The organism is Pantoea sp. SIMBA_079 (genome assembly GCF_046940275.1).
GTDB lineage: Bacteria > Pseudomonadota > Gammaproteobacteria > Enterobacterales > Enterobacteriaceae > Pantoea > Pantoea borealis.
Window position 1 is genome coordinate 222,693 of the sequence record NZ_JAWRYR010000003.1, and the last position, 23,831, is coordinate 246,523.

Annotated in this window: 17 protein-coding genes, 1 tRNA gene and 1 pseudogene; 10 read left to right on the plus strand and 9 right to left on the minus strand. The window is 49.2% G+C overall.

All coding sequences use genetic code 11. The annotated features are described in order from the left end of the window. Positions 1-20: 20 nt before the first annotated feature. On the plus strand, positions 21-728 hold the full coding sequence (locus SB719_RS06795) for a hypothetical protein (protein ID WP_412159060.1): 708 nt from the start codon (positions 21-23) through the stop codon (positions 726-728). 475 nt (positions 729-1,203) lie between these two features. Here SB719_RS06795 and SB719_RS06800 read toward each other — a convergent pair. Next, positions 1,204-1,409 (minus strand): annotated as a pseudogene (locus SB719_RS06800) (transposase); the annotation flags it as partial. 410 nt (positions 1,410-1,819) lie between these two features. On the opposite strand from SB719_RS06800, the gene SB719_RS06805 reads away from it, so the two are divergent. Both SB719_RS06805 and SB719_RS06810 read left to right on the plus strand, forming a co-directional pair. Next, positions 1,820-2,881 (plus strand): hypothetical protein, encoded by a 1,062-nt coding sequence (locus SB719_RS06805; RefSeq protein WP_412159061.1) that lies wholly within the window; start codon positions 1,820-1,822, stop codon positions 2,879-2,881. Continuing rightward, a complete protein-coding gene (locus SB719_RS06810) occupies positions 2,874-4,190 on the plus strand; it encodes a hypothetical protein (protein ID WP_412159062.1) in 1,317 nt (438 codons plus the stop codon). The genes SB719_RS06805 and SB719_RS06810 overlap by 8 nt, the downstream gene beginning before the upstream one ends. Before the next feature lie 223 nt (positions 4,191-4,413). On the opposite strand, the gene SB719_RS06815 is transcribed toward SB719_RS06810, so the two are convergent. After that, positions 4,414-5,534 (minus strand): IS3 family transposase gene (locus SB719_RS06815; protein ID WP_412159063.1). Its coding sequence is split into 2 segments (ribosomal slippage): positions 4,414-5,276 and positions 5,276-5,534, totalling 1,122 coding nucleotides; the frame shifts between segments, so codons are not numbered across the junction. A 137-nt stretch (positions 5,535-5,671) separates the two neighbouring features. Next, positions 5,672-8,011, minus strand: coding sequence for a P-loop NTPase fold protein (locus SB719_RS06820; protein WP_412159064.1), 2,340 nt, complete (start codon positions 8,009-8,011; stop codon positions 5,672-5,674). A gap of 319 nt (positions 8,012-8,330) precedes the next feature. Between SB719_RS06820 and hsdR the strand changes: the two genes are divergently transcribed. From hsdR to SB719_RS06845, 5 genes are all read left to right on the plus strand, one after another. Next, entirely contained in the window at positions 8,331-10,763 is a 2,433-nt protein-coding gene (hsdR, locus tag SB719_RS06825) for an EcoAI/FtnUII family type I restriction enzme subunit R (protein ID WP_412159096.1), read from the plus strand. 72 nt (positions 10,764-10,835) lie between these two features. Further along, complete coding sequence (locus SB719_RS06830) at positions 10,836-12,311, plus strand: N-6 DNA methylase (RefSeq protein WP_412159065.1); 1,476 nt, start codon at positions 10,836-10,838, stop codon at positions 12,309-12,311. Beyond that, the gene (locus SB719_RS06835) at positions 12,311-13,984 is read left to right on the plus strand and encodes a restriction endonuclease subunit S (protein ID WP_412159066.1); all 1,674 of its coding nucleotides are present in this window, start codon (positions 12,311-12,313) and stop codon (positions 13,982-13,984) included. The genes SB719_RS06830 and SB719_RS06835 overlap by 1 nt, the downstream gene beginning before the upstream one ends. Positions 13,985-13,994: 10 nt before the next feature. Then, positions 13,995-15,098 carry a nuclease gene (locus tag SB719_RS06840; protein ID WP_412159067.1) on the plus strand — a complete coding sequence of 368 codons (1,104 nt, stop codon included), beginning with the start codon at positions 13,995-13,997 and terminating at the stop codon, positions 15,096-15,098. Between the two features lie 268 nt (positions 15,099-15,366). Further along, complete coding sequence (locus tag SB719_RS06845) at positions 15,367-15,735, plus strand: hypothetical protein (RefSeq protein WP_412159100.1); 369 nt, start codon at positions 15,367-15,369, stop codon at positions 15,733-15,735. A gap of 239 nt (positions 15,736-15,974) precedes the next feature. On the opposite strand, the gene SB719_RS06850 is transcribed toward SB719_RS06845, so the two are convergent. Further along, positions 15,975-17,279: a tyrosine-type recombinase/integrase gene (locus SB719_RS06850; RefSeq protein ID WP_412159068.1), complete on the minus strand. Its 1,305-nt coding sequence runs from the start codon at positions 17,277-17,279 to the stop codon at positions 15,975-15,977. Positions 17,280-17,423: 144 nt separating this feature from the next. Between SB719_RS06850 and SB719_RS06855 the strand changes: the two genes are divergently transcribed. Then, positions 17,424-17,513 (plus strand) — tRNA-Met (locus SB719_RS06855). A 192-nt stretch (positions 17,514-17,705) separates the two neighbouring features. Beyond that, positions 17,706-18,266, plus strand: a complete 561-nt coding sequence (locus SB719_RS06860) for a serine acetyltransferase (RefSeq protein ID WP_304236223.1) — start codon at positions 17,706-17,708, stop codon at positions 18,264-18,266. A 352-nt stretch (positions 18,267-18,618) separates the two neighbouring features. On the opposite strand, the gene SB719_RS06865 is transcribed toward SB719_RS06860, so the two are convergent. From SB719_RS06865 to tssF, 5 genes are all read right to left on the minus strand, one after another. After that, positions 18,619-19,950, minus strand: a complete 1,332-nt coding sequence (locus SB719_RS06865; protein ID WP_314687041.1) for a VasL domain-containing protein — start codon at positions 19,948-19,950, stop codon at positions 18,619-18,621. A 112-nt stretch (positions 19,951-20,062) separates the two neighbouring features. Next, positions 20,063-20,488, minus strand: coding sequence for a type VI secretion system baseplate subunit TssE (gene tssE, locus SB719_RS06870; protein WP_304236228.1), 426 nt, complete (start codon positions 20,486-20,488; stop codon positions 20,063-20,065). Next, positions 20,488-21,027, minus strand: a complete 540-nt coding sequence (gene tssJ / locus SB719_RS06875; protein ID WP_314687037.1) for a type VI secretion system lipoprotein TssJ — start codon at positions 21,025-21,027, stop codon at positions 20,488-20,490. The genes tssE and tssJ overlap by 1 nt, the downstream gene beginning before the upstream one ends. Next, positions 21,002-22,099, minus strand: a complete 1,098-nt coding sequence (gene tssG, locus SB719_RS06880) for a type VI secretion system baseplate subunit TssG (protein WP_304236233.1) — start codon at positions 22,097-22,099, stop codon at positions 21,002-21,004. The genes tssJ and tssG overlap by 26 nt, the downstream gene beginning before the upstream one ends. Beyond that, a complete protein-coding gene (gene tssF / locus SB719_RS06885) occupies positions 22,054-23,817 on the minus strand; it encodes a type VI secretion system baseplate subunit TssF (protein WP_314687033.1) in 1,764 nt (587 codons plus the stop codon). The genes tssG and tssF overlap by 46 nt, the downstream gene beginning before the upstream one ends. Positions 23,818-23,831: the final 14 nt, after the last annotated feature.

Below are 23,831 nucleotides of genomic sequence, written 5' to 3' on the forward strand. Positions count from 1 at the left end.
ACCTATGAAGACAGGTAAAGATGGAAAAGATAAAAGTGGAGTACAATGCAAAAATTGCGATGCCCTACTCTCTTAATCGTAAGATGAAGACTTATGTAGGCGGCATTGACTGGCTAACCGGTTATGAAATTGTGCCGCTGACTGATGAACAGCGGCTGCAAAGAAAGCAGCATCTGCATGCTTTGCCTGCAACGCTGGATGAGTTGTTTGAGCGTTTCCTACTGCCTGCCATTGAGTGCGACACGCATTACAAGGACTACAATTTCTGGAGCGATACGTGGCGCATCCAGTGGGCTTACCACAAACAAAATTATCGTCGTGAGGCGATTTTGAATGGCGTAACACAGCAGCAATATGCAGAAGTGCATAAGCTTCCCAAACGTGTGATGTACGGCAATCTGCATAAATGCGGAGGTGCAGCGATCCGTGTGCTGTTTTGGGTTTATCATCGTCGGCAGTTCCACCAGCAGCAGCGGCTTACGGTTCAGGAATATATTTGTGAGTATCAGCTTCCCCAACGTACAGCACATCGTCAGTTGTCGCGACAGCCAATGAGTGATATCTGGGTTCAGCATTTTGATAACTATTACAGCGATGCATGGCTGAGGCATTGTAACGTCAGAGAGTATGCAGATTTCTATAGTTTGAACGTTACCACTGCCCGCCAGTATCTGTTTAACTTTTCCATTGGACTTTTTGACCCAATGTTGATTAAACCCTGGATGTGATTTTTCAAGACAGTCGCTGAAGAATATGATCATGAACTCTGATCACTGGATAATGATCAAAACCGTCAAACGGTAAACAACGCAATGATCAGAATTTGAAAATCTACAATCAGCATTTGTATATAAAACAAGCATGTCTTGACTAGAGTGAGAAAGAGATACACCTTGTGTTTTAACTTAGTGAACCGCTCTGGAAATCAGCGGCAGTTAGCACTGCAAGCGCTTGATGATGAAATGCCCGGCTTTGCATACGACTGTGCGTCTACATAAGGCAGTAAGCTGCTGGTAGTGAAAAACTCTGAGGCGAAGCTTACAGACCTACTGCCCGTTGATTAAAACATTATGGTGTCAGTGATTCCTTGCAAATTTTCACTATTCGCTCTCAGAAGGTGTACCCGGTTGAAAGTCTGCTTGGTGCCAGAAGCGGACATTGCTAACATTCTATCTGCATTAACTTGTGGTGAGCAGATCAAAACCGCTTCGGTTCTTTCTGAAGTCGCCGGATCTTAGACTGGGTATCAGACTGCACTTTAGCGGCTGATGAATCAGGGCCGTGCAGGCAAAGAGGCTGTGCGTGGTGATATCAAGACGGGTGGCGACATTTGCATTGGAATGTCCACGATCAATGACCTCTTTAACCGCTTCAATTTTAAACTCTTCGGGATAACTTTTACTGCTCATGAGCACCACCCTTGTAAGTCATCTTAAATGAATCTGTGGTGCCCGTTAAACCCGTGGCATTGACAATAACTATCTGAATCGATGTGTATAAATCTTTTGAATTAGTCGTTATGAAGTTTTAGTATCTAATACGTGCCATCGAATTTAAAGACCGCGCTTAGGTTAAGTTCATGTTAAGAACATGATTTACAAGTAATAAACCTTCTTACTGACTCGTTTACTAAAAAAATGTGAGGTTGCTCACACACGAAAGACAACTTACATCATGAAACTCATGTGAAATGATGCAGCATGATGTTGTAGGTATGCACTCAAATCATCCTTAATGGGAAAAATTTATGGGTAACAATGGAACTGAACAGCAAGTGCTTATCGAAAAATACATACTATATTGTTTCGAGGGTAATTGAATGGCATATTCAAAAAGTGTTTCTTTCAGAGCAGACTTAACCTCTAACACGATGGATCTTATGACAGAGATAGGTCTTGAATGTAGTGTGACCTCAAGACTCATCGCTGGGATAGTATCCCAACTTGCAGCATATACTGAAGAAGGTGTTCCGTTAAAACCATCAGTATTTATATGTAATTCAATTGCAGAGTTGCTTCAGAGAGCAGGTGTAGGAGAACATGTTCCACTGTCCGATGAGATTAATTTAGAGAATGCCGGTTCTAAAATTTTGAAGGCGGCTGCACCTCTTTGCCGAGATAACTGGCGGATATATATTGAGAGGTCTTCTGCAAATCTAACGTGCAAATTTGGAGTATTTTGTGGAAGCAGTGACCCATCTTCATTGACTGTCGATGAAGCGATATTAGATGGCACTCCCGATGGTTTCCCGGTAATTAAAATATCTCAAAGTGCAATTAATAAGGTAGAAGTTAAAACGAACGCAGGAAGTGGTGTTGAGTTTCGTTTTAATAATGATGCGGACGTAACTGAACTGAACGGTGAAGAACACATTCAAGGCTTAGCTAAATCTATTTCTTCGAACCTAGGTGAAAATTCGGAAATGTTTTCTAGCTTTGTTGGCCGACTACTTGGATCTGCTGTAAATAATAGTCACGGGACATTAATCGCTGTTATTTCATCTGATGCAAAAGTGCTACCAACTTCACTTAACGACGCTGTACAACTCAATCCAGTTATCGATTTATTTGAGAAAATAACATTGCATTTGGATGAAGGAAGAACTGCAACTTCAGTAAGTCGCTTACAAGCTGCAGCTGAATTAGTATCAGGATTTATAGGAAGCGATGGCATTACTGTTTTTAATAATGCAGGTTGTGTTTTAGGATATCGAGCTTTTATTCGTAGTGAGGAAACCACAAGTATTTCTGGGGGCGCAAGAAGTCGTGCTTATGCTTCGATGAAACAGCTTGTAGGTTCAGATCTGTCAGCTGCTTATTTTCGTTCTCAAGATGGACGAACAGATCTTCATGTTAATAGTGAGGGTAGTAAAAATGAATAATTCGGTAGTGGTTTGGAGAGAACCTACAGGTTCAGTTGTACCGAAAACAGCATCGACAGCTTCGGATATTGCGGGAGTCGCTAATAATCTAAGTTCTCGTGACCAAAAACAAATTGTAACTGCATTCCAATCCGACTCTTACGAAATGATGGCTGGTTTTGTTCTTAACAAAGCACTTTCTCAGCTCAAAAGAGCATTAGCATCACTCGGAATGGCCTTCGTTGGTGAAATGCTTGGCCGAGCAGATCTCACAGAGGACTCGGTTCCAACAGTAAGCATTTCAAATTATGAAGCAATTACTCTTGCAAGAGAATTAGGATTAATAAATTCTACAGATGCCAAACGCTTAACTCAACACCTTGAATTATTAGCACATTTTGATAGTCTCAATCTGGAAGACTCTGAAGCGGAGGAAATGTCTAGAGAGGAAGCTTTATCTTTCTTAAGAACCTGTGTAAATGCTGTTCTGGGAAGAAATGGCAATATCGCCCCTGCAGAGTTTATGGACTTTCGTACCTCCTTAGAAAGTCGTACATTCAAAATATCAGATTCCGAAGTTGAGACTCTACGAGCAGCACCGTATTTTTTCAAAAAAACCACATTAAGTATTTTACTCTCAGGAGTTAAGACTAAATCTGGAGCACAATTTGAACATACATTGGGCAATATTGTTGTGCTTGTACCATTTTTATGGAACAGTTTACGAGATGCTGAGAAATGGTCCATTGGCCAATCATACGCAGAAGCTGTCAATTCCGGTCATGCTCCAGCAGTTACAGCCTTAAAAAAAGCACTAACATCGATGAAGGGGTTTGATTATGTTCCTGAATCTCTTCGCTCACAAACATTTTCTGCTGCCGCTTCTAATGTAATCAATGTTCATACTGAAATGAATAATTTTTACAACGAGCCAGCCGCAATATCTGCACTTTCGAAGCTTGGAACAACAATCCCGTGGCCAGCATTTCCAATAAGTATGTCTGCTATATTAGCTGTTAAGCTTGGAAATCAATACGGCGTATCAAACGCAGCACAGTCAGATGCTAATAACTTATTAGAACGCCTGACTGTTAATCAATGGGAGTATTATTTAAATGAGTGCTTGCCTGGTGATGAGCTAATTTTACAAAAACTAGCTTGGTATAACGGCCCAGGAAATCGTTGGATAAAACTGGTCGCATCCTTTGAACTTGAATCAAAGACCGCCAAAAATAGGAACATAGTAAAATTACTCGAAGCCAGTGCTAAAGGTGATGAAGTCGCTTTAAGAAAAATCGCTGATAATTTGTTAACAAACATGAGAAATTAGATTTTATTTTTAAGATCAATCGCCAACAAATCCTGTAAGTAAGGTCTGTTGGCGTTATTTACTGCTTCAAATGTTTAGATGGCCGCATTATCTTCCAGCCTAACCCCCACTTTCTAGCAAATTTACCTTCTCGCAGTTTGCTCTAATGCTGTAAATACGACATCTAGAACACTATCAAAATCATCCAATCCCCATGACCTGCCCCCTGTATCAGATACAACCTTCAGTTAGTAATGTCGGTTGATATTTCTTCATGCTTCCCGTTTCGCCAGCCTGCTGCAAATTCAGATGGCGTCTGGTAATTCAGCGATGAATGAGGTCTGGACTCGTTATAGTCCTTCCGCCAGTCATTAATGATTTCTCGGGCATGTAGAATATCGATGAACCAGTGCTCATTCAGGCATTCATGCCGAAAGCGACCGTTGAAACTCTCAATAAATCCGTTCTGCGTTGGCTTGCCCGGCTGGATTAAGCGCAACTCAACACCATGTTCAAAGGCCCATTGATCCAGCGCGCGGCAGGTAAATTCCGGGCCTTGATCGGTTCTTATCGTCTCAGGATATCCACGAAACAGCGTAATGCTGTCCAGAATACGCGCGACCTGGATACCTGAAATCCCGAAAGCGGCGGTGATCGTCAGACACTCCTTCGTGAAATCATCCACGCAGGTCAGGCACTTAATCCGGCGGCCGCTGGCAAGTGCATCCATGACAAAATCCATCGACCATGTCAGGTTCGGCGCATCCGGGCGTAGAAGCGGAAGCCGCTCAGTCGCCAGCCCCTTACGGCGTCGCCTGCGTTTTACACCCAGACCGTTAAGGCGATAGATGCGGTAAACCCGCTTGTGGTTGACGTGAAGGCCCTCCCGACGTAATAACTGCCAGATGCGCCGGTAACCAAACCGGCGACGTTCAAGTGCCAGCTCTGTGATACGCAAAGACAGCTGCGCGTCAGCAGCCGGACGCTGAGCCGAATAACGGCAGGTTGAAAGGGACAGACCAGCCAGCCTGCAGGCACGGCGTTGCGACAGACCCATTGCCTCAAACATGACCTCCACGGCTTCCCGCTTCTGGTCTGTCGTCAGAGCTTTCGGCGCAGAGCCACCTGAAGCGCCTCCTTATCCAGCATGGCTTCGGCGAGCAGCTTCTTGAGACGAGTGTTCTCCTCTTCAAGCGACTTGAGCCGCTTCACTTCGGGGACTTCCATGCCGCCGAACTTCTTGCGCCAGGTGTAAAAGGTGGCGTCTGAAATAGCGTGCTTGCGGCAGAGCTCACGGGCAGAAACCCCGGCTTCAGCCTCGCGGAGGATACTGATGATCTGTTCGTCGGAAAAACGCTTCTTCATGGGGATGCCCTCATGTGGCTTATGAAGACATTACTAACATCGCGGTGTATTAATCAACGGGGAGCAGGTCACATGAACCACATAGGTCAAAGATCTATTGCATAACTTCTGGCTTGAGCTTCTGCCGTTCCGGCGCTCTAAAAATCGAAAGCATCGTTTTCTCTCAGCCCAAGCCATCCTTGTAGATACCAAAGCAGCGTTCGCAGAGACTCTTCGTGCTCCGGGAACTGTGCAGGATTAATTGCATCACATTTGGCTTTCGCCAAGTTAATGCCAATAAAGTCGTTAATTGTCTCTTTGTTAAAACTGTTATGCTGTGTGGATACCCAATCACCGTATGTGTGGCTCGAGCCACGACTCATCAAACGTGTAACCATCGTTGCGAAGCCCTGATCCGTTTGAATCGCTTTGTTCATCCACTCACGTGGTTCATCCATTGAATCGGTATAGTTTTTCCAGCGATAGAGCAGAGATATGAGATCTGGTTCAGCAATCAGCGCATCGCCATCTGCTGCTCGTAACCTTATCAGCCGCAGCCATTCAGTCTTCATTGCCACAACGGTATTGTAATCTAAGGATGGATCGAAGACTCCCCTCTCGCCCTCATTTCGATCAGTGGGGTCACTGAGATGGATCAGGAGCGAGGCAACGGATAGAGCTTCAGTTTTACGGAGTGCTTCTAAAGCCAAAGCGCCTCGCACATCCTCAGGAATGCGCTTCAGGTACCAATTTGTCGCTCGCCATGCTGCTACATATGACGAATCAAAAGAGCCGCTGTCAGTACCTGCGAGTTTTTCAGCGAGTAGGTACATACCTGGAAGTAGAACAGCTGCGTGTTCGAAGGGTAATCGATCAACGGATTCGTCGAGCCTCGCAACGAGCGAACCTAGCAGCCCATCAGCTTCGAGGGCAGTGATTGCAGCTAAGAGCTCACCCTCTGTCGCTGTTGCTTCGAGAAAATCAAAGAAACGGCGTTCAGACATTTCTCCAACACTAGTCTGGAGTTCAAAATAACGTGGGAAGTAGCGCGATGTGCATACTCGTTTTTCAGTCAACCACTGGCGATTGAAGCCGTCCGCATATCTTGTTCCTCCAAATGCCCATTCGAGAGGTGGAAATAAGTCTTTGAGCGCATTGCTAATGATATTGCGGCGTTGCTCTGAGACTGTCTCAAGAAGCTCCTTAGCCGCTGCCTGGTCTACCTCTCGGCGTCCATCACTGGAAAAGCGCATTTCCTGAAGAACCAATTCTCGCTCACGAAACAGTGCATCGTGGAGATCTGGTTCGAAGACCCGGAGAGTCTCAAGAAGCAGGAAATCTACAATATTTACCTCGAATACGTGGCCGACCACATGCAATGGCATGTGTACAGCAATGGACGAGATGAGACGACGTGCATCGCGCATGTTGCGAAGCAGGGGCTGGATGCAGCCGATGCAAGCATTACCCCAGCGTCTTTGAGAAAACCCGTTAGCCTCAGTCGCGTAGGAGCCCGCTATTTCTGAGAGTTCCTCCTTAAACATACGATGCACGAACGATGCTGGAACGGCCGGTAAGTCAAAGCTAACCTGCACGATCTTTTCAAGGAAGGCTCGCCCGTCGTTGGCAGCGACCGGATCGAGTGCCCTTTCTACGATACTGGGTTGAAATAGGAGCACAAAAACAATGTTAGGGAGGTTAGCATTTGCCTTTACCTGCCTAAGTAACATCCTAATCTGTTCTGGCTCAAGCCTGTCAATATCATCGACAAAGACAACCAGCGGTCGGTCAAGTTCGCGAAGGCGAGCTTCAAGCGAACTGCGTATCTTGTCGAGAGACTCGCCGGTATGGTCTCGCCCGAGATATGAAAGCACGCGTCCAACAAAAGGTATTCCGACTGAGAGAAAGGCAAGAACAGCTGCAACTTTTGTGACGGTAGGAAGGCCATATCCAATGGCCGAAGCGATTGCTAAAACTGAGGCATTTGTTAGTACCATCGAGATTAGATGGCCTGAGCCTCCAGCCTCTTTAAGAGGCTTACCGACTCCGGTTAGGATCGCGCCGTAGCGTCGTAGTGCTTCGGCACGGTCATGTGCAGCCTTCGAATGCTCGCCTCCCAAGCTATTTGCTATCTGGCCAAATAGCGCGCTGGCAATTGCATCGCCGTCCCCCCATTGCCAGGGGTTGAAATCGAGCCAGTCCGCTCCGCTGCTCTTATCATTGAGCTGTTCGGTAATGAGGTTTTTAAGAGATGATTTCCCGAAGCCCCACCCTCCGCGAATAGCAAATACACGGCCTTCGCGCAAACTAAGCTCCGAAAGCACGTCGGCTATACGAGCCGCAAATTCAGCTCTTCTGAGACGATCTTCGGATGCTTTTCGAATAGGAGCCTCCGCCCCGATCCCTTCGTCCGGCTGCCCGTTCCTTACCACTTCAGTATTAGGCTTCTCACGACGATGAGCGCGCCATGTTGCCAGACGGAACAAACGTTTACTCATCGCACACTATCTCCCCAGAATACATGTAACAAGCGTCCTATTGTTAAAGGCGTTACTGATTAAACTTTTCCTAAGCCAGCTAACTGAAGAGAGCACTCTGCTGCAATTACAAGCCATTATAGCGGTGACCCTGAGCAGTGATGGACACAAGAGAATAATCAATAAGTAAGGTTTAACAAAAAGCACCAAGCTGCAAATTTGAATTAGCATGATGAAAGATTTCACAGGACTGATTTTGTTGGCTAAAGGCATTAACGAAGCTCTTTATTTGTGCAAGAATTGGTCCATATTCCTTCACTTTAATCTGACCGGAAATGCTATGGCTGGCGTGAACAAAGCTCAACTGACTGAAACCGACATCGTAACTAAATTTATTCTGCCTGCGGTCAAGAAGGCCGGATGGGATGACATGACGCAAATTCGCCAGGAGGTGAAGTTACGTGATGGCAAGGTAGTTGTGCGGGGTAAGCTGGCATCCCGTCAGAAAGTCAAATCAGCAGATATAGTGCTCTACCATAAGCCTGGCTTACCGCTGGCCGTCATTGAAGCGAAAGCAAACAAGCATGAAATTGGCAAAGGGATGCAGCAGGGACTGGGTTATGCTGCCTTGTTAGAGGTTCCTTTCGTCTTTGCCTCCAATGGTGATGGCTTCGTATTTCACGACAAAACGAACTCCGATCAGCTGGAACGAGAGATTACACTTGAAGAGTTCCCAACGCCTGCTGAGTTATGGGAGAAGCTCTGTCGCTGGAAAGGCTATACCGCCGCACAGCTGCCTGTTATTACGCAGGACTACTATGAAGATGGCTCTGGTAAATCGCCGCGCTATTATCAGCTTCAGGCAATCAATAAAACACTTGAGGCTATCTCAGCAGGCCAGAACCGCATCTTATTAGTGATGGCAACCGGCACCGGCAAAACCTACACTGCCTTCCAGATTATCTGGCGGTTATGGAAAGGCAGGCACAAGAAACGCATTCTGTTCCTTGCCGATCGCAACATTCTTGTTGATCAAACCCGCACCAATGATTTCCAGCCTTTTGGGCAGGCAATGACCAAAATCACTGGCCGCACTGTCGATCCCGCTTACGAAATCCATCTGGCGCTGTATCAGGCGATGACAGGAACCGAAGAGCATGAAAAAGCATATAAGCAGGTTGCGCGTGACTTCTTCGACCTGATCATCATTGATGAATGCCATCGCGGCAGCGCCGCTGAAGACAGTGCCTGGCGCGAGATTCTGGAATATTTTAGTAGTGCGACTCAGGTCGGTTTAACAGCGACACCGAAAGAGACCCATGAGGTCTCAAACACGGACTATTTCGGTGAGCCGGTCTATACCTATTCGCTTAAACAGGGCATTGAGGATGGATTTCTGGCACCTTATAAAGTGGTACGCGTTGATATCAATGTTGACCTGCAAGGGTGGCGTCCAGCGAAAGGGGAAGTCGATAAAAATGGTGAGCTGATCGAAGATCGCATCTACAACCAAAAAGATTTTGATCGCAATTTAGTTATTGATGAACGCACTCAGTTGGTGGCGGAAACCATTACGGATTACCTTAAACGCACCAACCCCATGGATAAAACCATCGTCTTCTGCAATGACATACCTCATGCAGAGCGGATGCGGCGCGCCCTGGTCAATCTCAACGCAGCGCAAATGAAAGAAAATGATAAATACATTATGCGTATTACAGGCGATGAGACCGAGGGAAAAAATCAGCTCGATAACTTCATCAATCCGAAGAAGCCCTACCCGGTTATCACCGTAACATCAGAACTGATGACAACAGGTGTAGATGCCAAAACCTGTAAGCTGGTTGTGCTTGAACAAAATATTCAGTCGATGACCAAATTTAAGCAGATCATCGGACGTGGTACACGTATTGATGAACGCTACAACAAGCTGTGGTTTACCATTCTGGATTTCAGAAAGGCCACCGAGCTGTTTGCAGATGAACGTTTTGATGGCTTGCCGGTAAAAGTCATAACCACCACAAAAGATGAGGTCGCCGATCCAGAGTCCGATTTTGATGAACAGCTGGAAGATGAAGTATCAGATGGAGCAGGTCAAACAGGCCATGCAGAAGAACCATCGCCGGATTATCCCTCTGGCACCTCAACAGAAACCGAACCTGATGGCGAACTGCCCGAAACTGACGAAGAACGACGCAGAAAGTTTTACGTTAAAGGCGTTGCTGTTAACGTGTTATCTAAACGCGTTCAGTATTATGACGCTGACGGTAAGCTGGTTACCGAATCATTTCAGGATTACACACGTCGTACACTGATGAAAGAGTACGCATCTTTGGACGATTTTGTTCAGCGCTGGCAGAGTGCTGAACGTAAACAGGCCATTATCGAAGAGCTCGAACAGCAGGGCATTATCTGGGATGTGCTGACGGAAGAGGTCGGCAAAGAGCTGGATCCGTTCGATATGCTCTGTCATGTCGTGTACGGTCAGCCGCCGCTCACCCGCCGTGAACGCGCCGATAATGTGCGTAAACGTAACTACTTTACCAAATACTCTGAGTCGGCTCAGGCCGTCTTGAGCAATCTGCTCGATAAATACGCTGATGCGGGCGTAAAGGAAATCGAAGATATTCAGGTACTGAAGCTTCGACCTTTTGATACCATGGGCCGCCCTTTGGAGATCATCAAAAAGAACTTTGGTGACAAGGAAAGCTACATGAGTGCAGTGAGTGAACTGGAAAACGAAATTTACGAACTCCCTCCTCGCTCGGCCTGATTCCCTTTCAATGTCTGTCACCGTAGCGACCGCTCGGTGGCAGACTTTTTTATTACGGAAATTGCAACAAACATGTCTATCAGTTCAGTTATCAAATCCTTACAGGACATTATGCGTAAAGACGCCGGTGTGGACGGCGATGCGCAACGTCTGGGTCAGCTTTCATGGCTGTTGTTTTTAAAAATTTTTGACACTCAGGAAGAAGAGCTGGAAGCCATAATGGATGCTGAAGAGTATCGTCTGCCGGTTCCCGCACGTTATCTGTGGCGCAACTGGGCGGCTGATGCAGAAGGTATAACGGGCGACGCGCTACTTGAGTTCGTTAATGACGATCTCTTCCCTGCCCTGAAAAACCTGCCTGCGCCTCGCGATAAAAATCCACGTGGATTTGTGGTACGGGAAGCTTTCAGCGACGCCTATAACTATATGAAAAACGGCACGCTGCTGCGTCAGGTCATCAACAAACTGAATGAGATTAATTTCGGCGACAGCAACGAACGTCATCTGTTTGGCGATATCTACGAACAGATTCTGCGCGACCTGCAAAGCGCCGGTAACGCTGGTGAGTTTTATACACCACGCGCCGTTACCCGCTTTATGGTTAACCGTATCGATCCCAGACTGGGCGAGCGCGTGATTGACCCTGCCTGCGGCACTGGTGGATTTCTGGCTTGCACGGTTGATCATATCAAAGCCAACTACGTTCACAGTACCGACGATCACCAAACGCTGCAGAAGCAGATTCATGGCGTAGAGAAAAAGCAGCTGCCGCACCTGCTTTGTACCACCAATATGCTGCTGCATGGCATTGAAGTTCCGGTGCAGATTCGCCATGACAATACGTTAAGCAAACCGCTCTCTTCATGGGATGAGCAGTTCGATGTGATTGTTACCAACCCGCCATTTGGCGGCACCGAAGAAGATGGCATCGAGAAAAACTTTCCCTCTGAAACGCAAACGCGTGAAACTGCAGACCTCTTCCTGCAGTTGATTGTGGAAGTGCTGGCGGATAAAGGACGCGCAGCTGTCGTTCTTCCGGATGGCACGCTATTTGGTGAAGGTGTTAAAACCAAAATCAAAAAGCTGCTGACAGAAGAGTGCAACCTGCACACCATCGTACGTCTGCCGAATGGCGTGTTTAATCCCTATACCGGCATCAAAACTAACCTGCTGTTTTTCACCAAAGGCCAGCCGACACACGACATCTGGTTCTATGAACATCCCTATCCTGAAGGCGTGAAAAACTACAGCAAAACTCGCCCAATGAAGGTTGAAGAGTTTCAGCCGGAGATCGATTGGTGGGGCAATGAAGCCGACGGCTTTGCCAGCCGTGTTGAAAACGAACACGCCTGGAAAGTCAGCATTGATGAAGTCATTGCACGTAACTTCAACCTTGATATCAAGAATCCGCATCAGGCAGAAGCAATCAGCCATGATCCCGATGAGCTGCTGGCGCAGTATCGGCAGCAGCAAAACGAAATCAACCAGCTGCGCCACCAGCTACGCGATATCCTCGGTGCCGCGCTTGCGGGCAAGGAGGTCAACTAATGTCTGCTGAGCAACTGATCACCCAACATATCATTACCTGGACATCTGCCTTACAGACACGTTCAACGGCTGGACGCGGCAACAACGGCAAGATTGATCTTTATGGCATTAAAAAACTGCGCGAAATGATTCTGGAACTGGCTGTACGTGGCAAGCTGGTGCCTCAGGACCCAAATGATGAACCTGCGTCTGAGTTGCTAAAACGCATTGCCACTGAAAAAGCCGAGCTGGTGAAGCAGGGAAAAATTAAAAAGCAGAAGCCTTTGACGGAAATCAGTGAAGATGAGAAGCCGTTTGAATTACCGGTTGGTTGGGAGTGGGTCAGAATTTCTGAAATAGGGCATGACTGGGGTCAAAAAACACCAGATCTTCAATTTACTTATATTGATGTAGGCTCAATCAATAAAAAACTTGGTATTATCAGTGAACCTGAAATTGTTCAGGCGGAAAATGCACCATCTAGGGCAAGAAAGATAGTAAAAGAAGGTACAGTTGTTTACTCAACTGTAAGACCATATCTATTAAACATTGCAATAGTTTCAGAAAAATTCGACCCAGAGCCAATTGCCAGCACTGCATTTGCCATCATCCACCCTTTTAAAGGGATACTTTCAAATTACATTTATTATTATCTTCGCTCATCAACATTCATTACTTATGTAGAAGGATGTCAAACAGGAATAGCTTATCCAGCTATTAATGATAAACAATTTTTCTCAGGTCTCATTGCTATACCTCCTTCTAATGAGCAAGATCTTATCGTAAATAAGGTCGGCGAACTCATGGCGTTGTGCGACCAACTGGAACAGCAATCTCTGACCAGTCTGGAGGCACATTCCCAGCTGGTTGAAACTTTGCTGGCAACACTCACCAATAGCCAGAACGCCGAAGAGTTAGCCGAAAACTGGGCGCGAATCAGCCAGCATTTCGACACTCTGTTTACCACCGAAGCCAGCATTGATGCGCTTAAGCAAACCATTCTGCAACTGGCGGTCATGGGAAAACTAGTGCCGCAGGACCCGAATGATGAGCCCGCATCCGAACTGCTTAAACGTATTGAGCAGGAAAAAGCGCAACTGGTGAAAGAAGGTAAAATTAAAAAGGGAAAAGCTTTTACTAAGATGGCCGATAAAAATAAACACACGTTACCGAACGGCTGGATTAAATGTCACTTAGGGGATGTAATAGCTATTTCATCTGGTGATGGATTAACGCTCAAGCAAATGGATAGTGATGGAAAAATCCCTGTTTATGGAGGAAACGGCATTACCGGATATCATAACGACTGGAACATACAAAAACCTACAATTGTTATTGGAAGAGTTGGCTATTATTGCGGTTCAATCCATATAACACCATCACTAGCATGGGTAACAGATAATGCTTTCCGAACTTTCCATTCCACCAGCAATATTGACATTAAATTCTTATCAATTTTATTAAAGGGCACAAATCTCAAAGAAAATGAAAATGCTACAGCTCAGCCTGTTATATCTGCAAATAAAATTTATCCAATATCGATAATGTTACCTCCATTAAATGAACAGAAAAGAATTTTTAAAAAATTTAATGAACTAATATCTTTTTGCGAAGCGCTTAAATCTAGCCTGCAATCCGCCCAGCAAACCCAGCTACACCTGGCGGATGCACTCACAGACGCAGCGCTAAGCTAAGGGGCAGAGGATGCCGGTTCACCATGCAATCTGGCGTGTAGGTGATAACCCTCAGCCACTGACTATCAGCAAACTGGCTAGTGAGAGCTTGCTGGAAAGAATGATCTTAAACGACCCAACCATTCTTTCAGACCAGTGGATGATTATCGGCCATCAGGAAAATACGCTCGATAAGGGGCGTATTGATCTGCTGGCGATAGCGCCTGATGCCTCGCTAATCCTGATAGAGCTGAAACGCGACCGCACACCGCGCGAGGTAGTCGCTCAGGCGCTGGATTACGCTTCATGGGTAGATGATTTAACTGCAGACCGCCTGTCACAGATTTATGAAAAATTTTCTGGCGGCGGTAATCTGGGTGACGCCTTTAAGCAACATTTCAATACTGAGTTAGAAGAAGAGTCTATTAACCAGTCGCATCAAATCATTATCGTAGCGGCGGAACTGGATCCGTCCACCGAACGAATTGTCGACTACCTGAGCAAAAATGGTATCTCTATCAACGTGCTGTTCTTCAAAGTCTTTCAGCACGGAGATGAACAGTTTTTAAGTCGCGCCTGGCTTCTCGATCCCAGCGAGACGCAAACTAACGCTGCTCAGGCCACCGCAGGTACGAGTGCTCAATCAAAAGAACCCTGGAACGGAGAGTTCTATGTCTCGTTCGGTGACTCAAATAGTCGTAACTGGGAAGAGGCGCGCCGTTATGGCTTTATCAGTGCCGGTGGCGGAAGCTGGTACAGCCAGACTTTAAAACAGCTTCAGCCCGGTCAACGCGTCTGGGTTAACATCCCAAAAACAGGTTATGTAGGCGTCGGTATTGTGCAAAGTGCCGTTGAGCCAGCCAGCAGCTTTACAATCAATACTGAAGCTGGTGAAAAACTCGCAATGGACGTGCTTAAGCATGGAAACCTTTATCGCGATAACTCAGGTGATCCCGATAAATCTGAGTATTTTGTCTCAGTTAAATGGCTTGAAACCCGTAGTGAACAGGATGCAGTAAATGAACTTGGGTTCTTCGGTAATCAAAATACCGTTTGTAAACCGACAACGCCAAAGTGGCGACACACTGTTGAAAGATTGAAAAATCACTTCAGAAACTGGAATACTAACGAGTAGAATTTTCCGGCATTCAGGCGAATGGATTTTAATAAGGATCATAACAATGCGTAAAATCCTCCACTCCGAATACCCGTTCCGGCGGTCACACGAAGGTGTGGCTGCCCCGACGGTATATTCGGGGATTACCCATGCATACAAGAAATCGAGCGTTTCGTCGCCATCATATGAAAAGGCTCAAAACTAAACGCGGTCGCTATAATAATACGGCTTACAGCTGGCCTGAAGGCGCGACTATCGTCAATATCGGTAAGGCTTACCATACGCCATGCCTCTGTTCATGCTGGATGTGTGGACATCAGCGTTTTCATCACGGCATGAACATGCAGGAAATGAGAGCAAGAGCCAGGTAACAGGATTAAGCAGCTTAGCCCACCTCGATGGTGGGCTACCTCCCGGTAAACACCATCTGATGAACCACTTTGTAAGCTCATCACCCACCCACCACAAATCCAATAAGCACAATGAGGACCTCACAATGCAAAGTCGAGCCACCAGCGCCAAAATCACCAAACAACAAATTTACCGCTCTGTTGCTAGCTCAACGGCTATTGAAACGGGTGAAGCTGTGCAGAAAATTGAGCAAAATCTCAAGCAGTATCAAGCTGAAGCAAAAGCTATCGGTTTAGCTCGCTAATTCGGCAAAATATCGTTAACAAGCTGTATCATCGGCATATAGTTGTCTGAGACTTTGGCCTGAACAGCCTTTAAAACGCTTTATGCTTTCCAAAAAGACTGTAACCCAGGATCTGCCTGAACTGATAACACATCAAATTCTGCTTCATCGATAATGCCCAGTCTATTCAACAATACGCTATCCGACGAACCAGTCTGGTAAATGCTTTTCAAAGAATTGAGACTATCTTTGGCTAATTCTCATCCTCTCTGGAATAAGTTCACTACGTTGCTGGTGGCCTGCTCAACATGATTAACCCTGTTTTCCCACTGTTCTAATGCCCTTCTTTTCTCTACAAGATAATCATAACGGTCATAGTGCTTCGAGCTGACATCCTGCAATGCATGGTTTTGAATACGGTCACGTAACTCTTTCGAGACACCGATTTCGCCCATCAGCGTTTTGCAGGTCCTCCTCAAATCTCTCGCAACAAATACCGGATGATCAGGAAAATGCTCGCGATAATAGATGATTGCCTGCGCAAAGCTGTCAGTCCGTAGGTGCTTGGCCGGATCCAGTCGCTGCGGGAAGATAAACGGACTATCGTTGTTGTTTTCCACCTTCAGCCTTTCAAGAATATCAACCGCTGAATCCGTTAATGGCACCAAATGGTCGCGCTTGTTCTTTGAGACGTCAGCAACAATCAACAGCGTTTTCTCTTCCCAGTTCACGGCATCCCACCGACTGGAAGCCAGTTCATGCGGGCGCTGCCCACCAGCGTAAACACATAAATTAAGCAGCAAGCTCACCGTGCTGCCAACGCTTGGCGTTTTGGGAAAGTCACCCATCAGCTGTTGCAGCTCATTCAACTTCAGCCAGTTGGTTCCCGCTTTCTCTGCAGCCGACTGCTTAGGAATGACGCTCACCGGGTTCATCTCAAGTCCAAACATCACGTTCTGCTGGTGGTTGGCCGGATCGTTGTCCGCTTTTAGCCCGTAGTTGAAAGCTGCCATCAGATAAGAGCGCACACGGTTCGCTTCAACGCTCGCCCCGCGCTGAATGATGGCAGACAAAATCTGTTTGATATGTAGCGGTGTGACTTCGTTAGCTTTCGTATCTTTGGCGATGATGGAATAGGTTTCCTTTTCCAGACGGTACAGCACCTGCTGCCATGTCCGCTTTCCATCCTCCCGCATTTTGTTGGTGTAGCCCTGAATAAGCTGCTCGATGCTGCCCTTTAACTGTTCGGCACGCTTTTGCTTTTCCAGCGCGATGTCCTGTTCAGCCTTTTCGACCTTAGGGTTCTTCCCTTCCTTCAGCGTACCGGCATAACCTTTCGCAAGTTGACGAGCCTGAGCTAATGACATTTCAGGATAACGACCCAACTGAATAAAGTGGCGCTTAGCATCCCAGTAGTAGCGATAGTAGAAAACCCGCTGCCCGGATGGCTCAACTTTAACCCCCAGACGCCCTGCTCCACGCTCACCACTCTTGTCCCATACCTGATAAGCTGAATCGCGCGCTTTCAGTCCGCGTACCATTGAGTCCGTTAAATTATCTGCCAAAAGAAAATCCTTACGAGAAAAGTTTTACTGCCGTTTTCTGGGTGATGTAGCAGGTGACGTAAGGATGATACTGAAAGGAAAAACCCGGAACAACATGAAACGAAGACGCAAAGGTAACCAACTGATTTATATTATTAAAAAGATGGCATGATTAAAGATGGAAAATGATGAAACAAGCTATTCATATGACTCATAATCGCTTGGTCGCTGGTTCAAACCCAGCAGGGGCCACCAAATTTGATGATATTAATCATGCAGTTAAGCCACCTTTCAGGGTGGCTTTTTTGTTGGCTGCTGAGCACAAAAGTTGTAGAGATACGCATTTTTCTGAATACTCACAAAGCCTTGCCCGCCTAACTCATATCTTCAGGGTTGTTTCCCGCAGGCTTTTGGCTTCAGATCCCCGCGAAAAATGAAAGGTGAGATGTGGATAAACAAGCCAGACTGGAGCACTTACACGAATGCTTACGCCGTGAAGTGATGATGAGTTCTAAGGATTTTTCGTGGTTTGGGACGCTGCATAAAGCGATTAAATGCCCGAATCGCCGTTATCACTTCTGGTGGCGCATAGCGTCGTACTGGCACCACTCAGGCAATAAGTTTCTGAAAAAACGGGCCATAAACATAAACAGACGCCTCATTTTCAAATATGGAACTGAAATTCAGTTAGGGGCAAATATCGGCCCCGGCATGGTGATTTCTCATCATCAGGGAATTGTGATAAACGGTTCGGTCGTCACAGGTCATTCCTTGCGGATAAGACAAAACACCACGATTGGCATTACCGGCGCAAATGCTGATAAAGAGCCAATATCAATTGTTATTGGCAATAATGTGAGTATTGGTGCAGGTTCCTGCATCATCGCTGACAGGATCCGGATCGGTGATAACGTTGTGATCGGCGCTATGTCCTTTGTAAATAGAGACCTTCCCGATAACACCACTGCTTATAGTGAAAAGGTTTTGCATGTACGGCCGAACAATTGAAATATAGAGTAATTCAGCAGCCACTGTGCTTTTCAGTTATTTTATTGCTGAGGATTGCTGATTGTACTACCGGGTTAACATGCCATCGATAACGTCTAATGTCGTGCGAAAGAACAGAGCGTTATCAGACTGATAACAAAGCGTGGTTCAGGAAAGCACATCAATGTTATTCCTCATGCCAAAGAAAAAAGCATAGCAACTATCGTTACCGGGTTTGCAGCGATCCCCCGGGAGTAAAGTCTGATAATGAGAAGTCTTAATAGCTTCTGAAATTCAGGTTTATATTGTATAGCGTCATGCTGTCGCTCCGGATTTAAATATCAGCAAACGAACAGGCTGAGTTTTTCCGTTTTTACTGTGGGTCTCTTAGTGCCCTGCGAAGGCGAATCATGTCGTACCGCGCCTGCAGTTCACTGATTGCCCGTTTAAACTGCGCCTCCCCGGCCGGAGAGGCAGAATCTTCATATTGGCGCAGCCACTCTTCGGCGGGGATATGCAGGCTGAATGCCTGCTGAGTGGAAAATATTGCTGACTTCAGCTCACTGACGGTCAGGTAACGCCCCCGCTTCTCATCAAGCGCATTGAGCTTTTCACTGAGCAGGCTGAGTTTTTCCATCCCCTGCTGCCAGGCGCCTGCCGCTTCCGGCGAGGCTGTCATCGCCTCTCTTCTGGCGACCGCGTCTGTCAGCAGTCGGCGTGTTAACTCTTCAGCCGGCCAGAGCGAGCCGGCCAGCAGCGCAACATCGACGCTGTAGCTCCCCGCCCTGCCGATGCCGGCGGCATCAAACCGTTCAGCCTGTGTTTTGATCGTGTTGATCCACTCTGCTGCGTTGATACGCTGATCCTGCCGGATGCCTGCCCGCTGCTCTTCTGTCAGCGGATGAGGAAGCGCAGGTACGGCAGCAGAGAGCATACGCGTATTTTCACCGGGCTGGCGGGCATAAAGCCAGCCGCCTGCGCCTGTTGCAACCACCACCAGCATAGCGGCCATGCCTGCGATAAAAGGTCTGACATAGCGGCCTGAAAACATTGGTCCAGGCTCTGTTTCAGGACGAATGATAAAGGTTGGTGACTTTGCCGTTGCCGGAGCCGGGTCGGAAAACGCCTCGCGCGGGCGGCTTCTGCGTGCAGTTGCTATGTCGCTTTGGCCCGGTGACGTCTCCGCGTTTTCGGCTGCTGTTCTGACGTTATCGCACAGCTTGCGGATACCGCTCGCGGCGTTGAGGCCCGCCTGCGCCAGATGCTGCTCAATCAGATCCAGATATGTTGCGCACTCCCTTAGCAGGATCTGCGTATCCGGCTTATCTGTTGGCCAGGTGCGTGACAGAAACTGCAGGCGCTGAAAGTGCATTCTCAGGATCGCTATCCGGTCTGCAGGCTGGTGGGGCCAGAGCGTCTGCCAGCGTGAGCGCATCAGTGCCTCCGTGACCCTGAGCCCCTCCCGCATCCCCTTAGCGCCGTCAAGATGGGAGAGCGCCAGCGTAAACCAGCAAACTGACTGCAGATCTGCTCCAGCCTGTCCGAAAAGCCGGGTGCAGCTCTCCATCACCTGCAGCCAGTTAATATCGGGCCGGGCGGGATGGCTGAGCTTTTTAATTTCGTTTTGCAGAGTAATAAATTCGGGATGCAGGCGAGGGTCTCCGCCGGTCATCAGCACGTGCGATTTCTGAGATGAAAATGTCATAGTTATCCGCAGACCTGCCGGAAGCAGGTCCGTTATCAGAGCGTTAGCGGGAAAGTAAAGACGAAGTGCCAGACCGGAGATCTCATCTGCATGGCTGGCTGACGGCTATGGCTTAAGTCATCACATTCTGCTGGCGCAGATGCCGCAGCAGCACCTTTCCTCCCGGCATAAAGTCAGTGCCATAGCGCACCCTACCCACGACGTCCAGCCCGGCATCAATGGCATAACGCAGCTCACCAAGCTGCGTCTGTTCCAGCATCACCACATCAACCTGTTTCAGCCGGGGCTCATACTTCAGTAATACGTCAGAGAGAATATGCACCAGCTGATGTGCGGTGCCGGGCAACCCCTGCAGGATGAGCGTCATATCCGGCAGGCCATAATCGGGCAGATGAGCCAGAGCGCCGGCGCGGGTATTAAGAATGCGCTGCAGGTTATCCAGCACTGACAAAATCATCTGTTCCCGTTCGCTCACCGCATCCAGATCCAGGCCGCCGCTAAAATTGCCGTAAAGCATGTCGTAAAGTGAAGGCTGCATCAGGGTCTTTCCCCCTTTTCCGCTACCAGCGTCAGCGTGCCGTCACCCAGCTCAATTACCCTTGCCCTGTCCGGATGGAGGTCTGCGCGGGTCAGCAGCAGTCGCCACGTATCATCCTGAGTATCTGGCGACAGAAACAGCCCGGCCACCGCCACAAATTCTGTTCTCTCCTCCATCGGCATATCAATACTGACCGACTCACCGGGACGCACCCGGATCGCTTTCTGCGCCATCAGCTCTGCCCTCAGCACGTGGCTGTCAGCCGCTAACAGTGCAGGATAGTCGGCGGCGTCAAAGGCCTGACGGTCGCTGAGTTGCCAGATGCGTACCACGGTTGAGAGCGCAGCGCCCTGCGCGTTGCGGTTGGCGCCTTCGCGGGCGCGAAAGTCGAGGTGCAGCGTGCGTATTTGTTTGTAAAAAAGAGAGTTTGTGACGGAGGCGGTGCCCTCGGATACTTTCTGCGTCAGACCGCAGCCGCTGGCGCTTAGCGCCAGCATCAGAGGGATAAGCGTCTTACCAGCGGTAGTCGCCCTGTTCATCGGTTTCACTCCTTGAAAGTTGTACCCGGACGCGCTGATAACGACCGAGCGGAATGGTGAGTAAATCAGGTTTGCGTGAGGCATTCAGGTTTCTTTGAGGCAGCAACGCGGTGCGGCCCAGCTGTTGTGCCGCTTCTGTCCGGCAACTCAGCTGCGCATCAGGCAGCATGGCGCGCTCGACGCACAGCTCCAGCCGCGCATCCAGCTTTGCCCCGAGGTAGACATGGAGCAGCGCCATCAGATCGCCGTGCAGTTGTCCGCCGGGCAGCCAGCCACGCACCTCCTCCGGGTTACCGGTCAGCAGTCGCAGTAATACCTGTCCGTTAACGTCGGTGGCATGCGTCCCCATGACCGGACGGCGCATCAGACTGACCGGTTGCTGCGTGCTCAGACGTAAACGGCAGGGCTGGGGAACACGGCATGGATCCCACGGAACGATCTGCGCGCGCGTATCCGGTGCCAGCAGCATCACCAGCGAGCTCATGCCCTCTGCGGTCCGGGCAGGCAGCATCATGACCGGTAACAGCGCCAGAAAGCGGGAAACCGGCGTGGCGATGTTTTGCGCACAGCCGTTTATCCCCAGACCAGCCAGCCCCAGCAGGTACTGAGAGGTTTTATCGGTGCCGCCAGGTGCGAACGTGGCCGGATAGGTGTATTTGCGCCAGATACGGTAAAACTGCGTGGTCAGCCGGTGACTGAAAATATCCAGAAAATCCTGAAGCGCCTCGTGGCCCTCGCGCTGACGGGTGATATCGTCGATATAGTGCGTTGGCAGCGGAGATGCCGTGCCATACAGCCCCATAAAATTGATGCGTACCGTGGGCGGAAGGTGCGGATGCCCGGAAGTGTCAGCCCCGCGAATTTCACCTGCCGGAAACCCCATGCCGGGGTGCGGCCTGAACCGTACCGGCTCGTGTCGCACCTGCCAGCCGCTGCCTGGTACCGGCGCTTCAGGATCGCACTTCTCCAGCAGCTGGCAAAAACGGTAAAAATTCATACAGGGCAGCTGGTTACCCAGCCGTGCTATCAGCCGGGCAGACGCTGGCTGTGATTCTCTTTCCATCGGAGACATTTTCCTTCAGGCCGGATAATCAGCGAGAGCTGAATGAACTGATTCATGTCCGCATACAGCGACAGGAAACGGTTAAGCATTTCACCAAACAGATGTATGTCGCCGTCACCGGTAAAACCGCTGCTGTCGAGCGTCACTTCAACATCAAGACCGCGCAGCAGATAACCTGATTCAAACCGCTGCAGGCGGTGATGCTGCACGTCAAGAATCGCCTCCAGCCTGCGGTTACAGAGTTCGTCATCCTGCCAGTTATAGAGCGCCAGCGTGCCGCGCAGCACCTCCGCACTGTTCATCATGTTGATAAAGCCCGAGCCGAGGTGACTCAGGACCCGCCAGTGAAAACGGTCCTCAGCGGGTGGATAAGCAGGCAGCGTCGGACGGGTCAGATTGCACACCGTTACCGGCGTCTGCAGCACCTGTTCGCAGCGGTCCAGCAGTGTACTCTGCAGCGCGCGACGCGGAAGCTGGCCGTTGGTGCCGGTGATGCGCAGCGAAAGCGTGTCGCGGGAAAGCACATCGTCTTTCTCCCACTGCTGACCGCCGAGGATCAGCCAGGTGTCATGCAGGCCGGTAACCCCCCGGCGCACGCGGGTATGAAAGTAGCGCTCCGGAGCATGACGTCGCATCATGCCGCCCCGGTGCCGGAAGCTGGTGAACGGAACATATTCAGCTGCCCCGGCCAGCCCTGAACCGCTGACCGCATCCACTGAGTAAATTTCTGTGTGCCCATCCTGCAGGCGCTTTGCGCGCAGCAGATACTCGCTCTCCAGTCCGTTCACGGTCAGCGGATCGGCTTCCAGGTCGAACAGGTTAATCACCGGTACGCAGTGCAGGCGCAGAGAGCGCTCTTTCACCGGTAAATCACTCTGCCACGGCTCGCTGAACACCACCTCGATATCGATGTATGCCAGCCCGGGTGGAAGCGAGAGCGTCTCCAGTCCGTTCAGGTTCACAAAGCGGAATTTCTCAGGAAAGGTGAAATATTCCAGCAGCAGCTGATAGCCGCTGAAGGCGCTCTCTCCCTTTGGCCAGAGCCGGTCATCCTCGTCAAATCCGCCCGGGCTGAACCAGCCGTCAAAGGCGCTACGCTCCGGCTGCCCGGCCAGACGAATGTACAGCGCCGCCTGACGGCGGGTCAGCCTCTGATGCAGCGCCGTCGCCACGGGCACATCTTCTCCCAGCCACAGGCTCAGCTGACGCAGGTCACACTGGCTCCAGTCTGCCTGTCCGCTGCTGGTCAGGCGCAGGCGTAGCACAGAGCGCCCATCCGGTTCAGTGCCCATAGCAACTCCGGCGACTGCCAGCGGGTTAAGCGTGACCGGCTTTGTGGTGCGATAGCGGCACACGGTATTTTTCGGCCCCACGGGACGGGAAAAGATCTCCAGCCCTGCAGGCGCCGTCTCTGCTATCTTCATTTTCGGCAGGTCCGGCGTCAGCGCCACCACGGCGAGTGACGGAATGGTGCGCAGATAGTGCGGCCAGAGCATGCTGACCAGGCCCTCGGTCAGTTCCGGCAGGTCATCATCAATCTTCTGACGCAGTCGCCCTACGCTAAAGGCGAAGCCTTCCAGCAGGCGTTCCACAAAGGGATCTGGCGTGCCAGCGCGATCCAGGTTGAGCATGGCGGCGCGGTCAGGATGGGTTTCGGCAAATTCTTTTGCGGCGTCACGCAGATAGCGCATTTCGATATCGTAATAGCGCAGGGTTAAGTTTTTCATGTTCTGACGAGCCT